4 protein-coding genes are annotated in these 4,183 nt (G+C 61.9%); 3 read left to right on the top strand and 1 reads right to left on the bottom strand.

The annotated features are described in order from the left end of the window. The first annotated feature begins 262 nt into the window (after positions 1-262). The 3 genes from ACX80I_RS17240 to ACX80I_RS17230 all read left to right on the top strand — a co-directional run bounded on the left by ACX80I_RS17240 (position 263) and on the right by ACX80I_RS17230 (position 3,229). Positions 263-1,360, top strand: coding sequence for a tyrosine-type recombinase/integrase (locus ACX80I_RS17240; RefSeq protein WP_459346326.1), 1,098 nt, complete (start codon positions 263-265; stop codon positions 1,358-1,360). A 5-nt stretch (positions 1,361-1,365) separates the two neighbouring features. Beyond that, complete coding sequence (locus ACX80I_RS17235) at positions 1,366-1,707, top strand: helix-turn-helix domain-containing protein (protein ID WP_459346325.1); 342 nt, start codon at positions 1,366-1,368, stop codon at positions 1,705-1,707. 181 nt (positions 1,708-1,888) lie between these two features. Further along, entirely contained in the window at positions 1,889-3,229 is a 1,341-nt protein-coding gene (locus ACX80I_RS17230) for a site-specific integrase (protein ID WP_459346324.1), read from the top strand. A 107-nt stretch (positions 3,230-3,336) separates the two neighbouring features. Here ACX80I_RS17230 and ACX80I_RS17225 read toward each other — a convergent pair whose 3' ends face one another. Beyond that, positions 3,337-3,897, bottom strand: coding sequence for a recombinase family protein (locus ACX80I_RS17225; RefSeq protein WP_459346323.1), 561 nt, complete (start codon positions 3,895-3,897; stop codon positions 3,337-3,339). Positions 3,898-4,183: the final 286 nt, after the last annotated feature.

Raw genomic sequence — 4,183 nt, 5'->3', positions numbered from 1 at the left:
GAACAGTGATTATTGCATGTGATGCAATACCCCCTCCCCGGCTTCGGCCCCTTGGCGGCGGGACTTCGTGGACCGGCAAAAGAGTCGCTGAGCTGCAGAAATGCTTCCCTGATGCCCCGTGCGGGCGCCGATATGGGAAGCGCTATGGCCACTGTTTTCGGTAGGTGCTGGAGCGTCGATGGGCTTCTGACCTGCGAGTTTGCACCCCTTCAGCATTAATTGCATGATTCTTGCATCTGATGCAATGGTGGGAAGGGGTGCGGTGACTGTTGATTCTGCCGGGCGGGTACTGTCCCTTGGCGATGTGCAGTTCCTTCATCCGGAGGATCGGGTGTTCGACCAGATGCTTGGCGGGTGGCGCAATCAGCAGCTGAGCCGGAATCTGGCTTTGGGCACGATTGAGTCCAGGGAACGGTTGGTGAGGCGTTTCCAGGAGTCCACTTATGAGTATCCGTGGCAATGGATACCGGCGCAGGTCGATGAGTTCTTTGGTGACCTGCGCAGCGAGAAGCACGCGGCGCAGTCCACGATCCGCAGTTACCAAGGAGCGCTGCGCGCTTTCTGTTCGTATGTGGCCTCTCCGGACTATGGCTGGGACAGGGTCTGCGAACAGTATTTCGGGGCGCACCCTTCGCAGGTCTGCTTTGACTGGAACACTGCGGTCCACGTCCAGGCGACTGAATCGTCTGCTGGTCGACGCCCGTTCACCCGGCGTGAGTTGCAGGGCTTTTTTGACCGTGCCGATGATGAGGTCGACCGGATTGCCTCGCTGGGCCGCAAGGGGTGGCTCCCGGCCTACCGCGACGCGGTCCTGTTCAAAGTCGCATACTGCTGGGGTTTGCGGCGCAATGAGGTCCGGCACCTGCAGACTGTTGATTTCAGCCGGAACCCGCACGCCGGCGAGTTCGGCAAATACGGGGTCCTGCAGGTCCGCTACGGGAAGGCCATGCGCGGCTCGCCCCCGAAACGCCGAAGTGTGTTGACGGTTTTTGACTGGTCGGCCGAGATCGTGGAGGACTGGCTTGAACGGGGCCACCGGCACATGACCGAGGGGCTGGATTTGTTTCCCTCCGAACGCGGCACGCTGGTATCCGAAACGGCGTTGAACCGTCGGTTCAACCGCTACTGCCAGGAGCTGGGTCTTCCCCCGGGGTTGGATCTCCATTCATTGCGCCGCTCTTACGTCACGCACCTGATCGAGTCCGGCATGGATCCGCTTTTCGTCCAGCACCAGGCTGGGCACGAGCACGCCTCGACCACCGCCCTTTACACCTCCGTCTCCAGCGACTACCGGGTCACAACATTGCGCCGTGCCCTGGATTCCACCGTCCGGGGCGCCCTGGCCGGAATGGGAGACTGATCTGCATGCAACGAGAGATCGACTACCGGTGGCGGCTTCCAGAACTCATGGCAGCCCGGGGGCTGCATAACAGCACCGATCTCAGTCCCCTCCTGAAGGAACGGGGCATCGAACTTTCCGCCTCGCAGGTCTACCGGCTCGTCACCCAACGCCCGGAAAGGATCTCCCTGATGATGGTCTCCGCCCTCTGCGACATCTTCACCTGTGGTCCCGGGGATCTGATCACCGTCACAGCGGCCGATGCGAAGGCCCGCAAAGCCGCCTCCGGTGCCTCCGGTGCTGAGGTCGTGAGCCTGAACAAGACCATCCGGCCCAAACGCGCCCGCGTCATCAGCGATGACGGCTGACCTCACCCCCAGAGCCCTGAACCGGGGACGCCCCCGCACCGCAGGAACGTTCATTTGTGACCGGTGCTCGAGGGCAGCTGGCAAACACCGGGCCAGCTGGCCCGAAGGCAGGATCTGCGGAACCTGCTTTACACTAGCTACGCGCACTCACGGTCCCTGCCCGGGGTGCCGCAGCAACCGAATGCTCCCGGGCCGATCCCCCAACCACGGCAACGAACCCGTCTGCGTTGAATGCGCCGGCATCACGCAGGACTACCACTGCACCGGTTGCGGCACGGAAACAGAACACTACCGCCGGGGCATCTGCGCCCGCTGCTCCCTACGCGACGACCTGACCGTGCTGCTGGGTGTTGACTGGTCAGACCCCAACCCCGAAACAACAACGGCGGGAAAGCTACTCACAGCACTCTGCGCAGCCCAACGCCCTGAAAGCATCCTGACCTGGCTGCGCCGGGCCGGCGTCCGTGACCTACTCAGGCGGCTTGCTACCGGCGAAATTCCCTGCACCCACGAGGCATTGGATAAGGAACCGAACATTAAGCGGGCCGAGCACCTGCGCAGCCTGCTCGTCCATCACAACCTACTCCCGGCTAGGGACCACTACCTGTCCCTTTTCGAGAGGTGGCTTACGGACACGCTCGAAGCCATCGACGACCCCGATGTCCGTCGACCCGTTGAATCCTTCGCCCGCTGGCACCACCTCCACCGCATCCGGAACCTCTCGGCCAACCAGAAACCGACCCGCGGTCCCGTGCACAACGCCAGACAGGACATCAACCAAACCATCAGGTTCCTCACCTGGCTCAAGTCCGCCCATGGGCGGGCCATTGCTTCCTGCACCCAGCCCGACGTCGACGCGTGGCTTGCTGAAGGCCCCACCAGCAGGCACGCCATCAAGACTTTCTTCGGTTGGGCGGTAAGGAACCGAACCTGCACACACATCACCATCAGGCACCGCCAAGCCAGGACCGTGCCGATGCTGACCCAGGACCAGCGACTGGCCTGGCTCAAAGCCTGCCTCACCAGCGGCATCGACACCCTGCCCTACCGGGTGGCGGGCGCCCTGTTGCTTCTCTACGCCCAACCGGTCGTGAAAATAGTCGCAATGAAGAGCACCGACGTCATCCTTGCCCCTGACGGCGTGCGGCTGTCCCTTGGCCAACGAGACCCCGTCCCCGTTCCGGAACCATTCGCCGCACTACTGAAACAACATCTGGCCTCGCGGCCCAACCTGCGCACCGCGGGCAGGGACGACAGCCAGTGGCTTTTCCCCGGCTACCGTGCCGGGAACCACCTCCACCCCACCACCGTCCAGAACCGACTCGCGAAACTAGGCATCAACGTTATCGGTGCCCGCAACGCAGCACTGCGTGGACTAACCAGCGAAACCCCTGCACCCCTGGTCGCCGAGATGCTCGGTTACAGCTACAAAGTCACACAGCAACACGCCACGGAAACCGCCGCCCCCTGGTCCAGATACATAACCTCCTCAACGAAAATCACCTGGTACGAGCCTCGATAACCCACACCAGGGCAAACACCGGCACGAGAACCACGCCCGCCTCAACTCCCGTAAGCCGCAGACTGCCAGACACTCCTCAACCATCCAGGCCATCCAGGCGCGAGCATTCAGTGTTCTGCCTTGAGGTACTGGTAAAGGGTTTCGCGGCTGATGCCGAACTCCCGGGCCAAGCTGGCCTTTTGCTCCCCGGCAGCAACTCTCGTGCGGAGCTCGTCGGCCTTCTCGCTCGAGAGTGCCTTGCTGCGTCCCCGGTAAGCACCACGGGCCTTCGCCAAGGCAATGCCTTCGCGCTGGCGTTCCCCGATCAAGGCCCGTTCGAATTCCGCGAAAGCTCCCATAACGGACAGCATCAGATTCGCCACCGGTGAGTCCTCACCCGTGAACACCAGGTTTTCCTTCACAAACTCGACCCGCACACCCTTCTGGGTGAGCTTATGAACCACGGACCGAAGGTCGTCCAGGTTCCGTGCGAGACGGTCCATGCTATGAACGAAAAGGGTGTCACCGTCCCGGCTGAAACGAAGAAGCTCCTCAAGCTGGGGACGTTTTGTGTCCTTGCCCAAAGCCCTGTCAGTGAAGGTCCTGTCCAGCTGGATGCCTTCGAGCTGGCGCTGGGTGTTCTGGTCCACACTGCTGACCCTCACATAGCCAAGGCGCTGCCCGGTCATATCCGATTCCTCACCACGAGTGTCAGATTGAAACCTAAGACGCCCTAACCACAGGCGTCAATCATGGAACCAACCATCCCAGCCTGACGCCGATGACCGCCCAGCCTGACGCCCAGTTGAGGTACACCCCAACACCACGAACACCCCACCCCGTCAGTCACCTTCTCCAAACCGACGATCCCGGTCACGCATGAACCCTGCTCACCTACAACTGGGTGCACTCCGACCTACAACACCGGCCAAAAACCACGAATAGTTCGAAATCGAATACGCACGCGTACCAGTA

The sequence above is a fragment of the Arthrobacter rhamnosi genome (assembly GCF_054510855.1).
This window is presented reverse-complemented; position numbering and strand designations above follow the sequence as displayed.

Excerpts from the sequence above, each read along its gene's own strand:
- ACX80I_RS17230 (WP_459346324.1), top strand. The coding sequence starts at position 1,889 with ATGCTCCCGGGCCGATCCCCCAACCACGGCAACGAACCCGTCTGCGTT.
- ACX80I_RS17235 (WP_459346325.1), top strand. The coding sequence starts at position 1,366 with ATGCAACGAGAGATCGACTACCGGTGGCGGCTTCCAGAACTCATGGCA.
- ACX80I_RS17225 (WP_459346323.1), bottom strand. The coding sequence starts at position 3,897 with ATGACCGGGCAGCGCCTTGGCTATGTGAGGGTCAGCAGTGTGGACCAG.